The following is a 697-nucleotide window of genomic DNA, read 5'->3' on the forward strand; positions in this document are numbered from 1 at the left end:
ATTGGCCTTGAGCTGCTCAATTTGCTCAGAATTAAGTAACGAGAAATATGACACAATCAGTTCAAATAGCTGTTTACTAATTGGTGCGTTTCTACTATTTAGTGACTTTCTAAAAGCACTAGTACCGAAAATTTCGTAGGCCAATTCTAAACCCTGTGTAAATCTTCGCTCTAACTCATAATAATAAGTGCTGGTTCCTGCGGCTAAAGAAGAGTTCCCTCCATCAAGGTCCTCTGTTTCATTAACACTTAACTTATGTGAGTTGAGTCGCTTCATTGCTTGAGACAAAAATTCATCATAGCCTTCATAATTTTTTGTACCAAATTTATGGTGTCCATTTACCATAAAAGATAAGGCGGATAGACACAGTTCCATATCTTTCTGCCTATCTGGTTTAACTTTGTGATGCGTGGCTTTTTTAAACTCATTTTTTGCAGATATATAACGCAAAAACTTAACGCAACTTCCCTGATTCATCGCTGAACGAATTTCTTGAGGACTTAATTTCACACCATAGGTGTTAATTCTATGAAACAGTTCAACTAACACATTTGAATTATCAGTATCTTTATCCATATCAATTAAATAGGCAGTTATTGCATACTCTCTGATACTACGCTGTTGAGTTCTTTCTAAATCTCTAAAATAAAGTCCATCGTATTTCTCACCTAAAACCTTTAAATCTTTTAAAGGAAAC

1 protein-coding gene is annotated in these 697 nt (G+C 34.7%); it reads right to left on the reverse strand.

The window, feature by feature from the left end; translation table 11 throughout:
- Nucleotides 1-697, reverse strand: a 697-nt coding sequence (locus Q5762_RS36900) for a hypothetical protein (protein ID WP_315896685.1), incomplete at both ends; no start/stop codon positions are given.

It is taken from the genome of Streptomyces sp. P9(2023) (genome assembly GCF_032436795.1).
Taxonomy (GTDB): domain Bacteria; phylum Actinomycetota; class Actinomycetes; order Streptomycetales; family Streptomycetaceae; genus Streptomyces.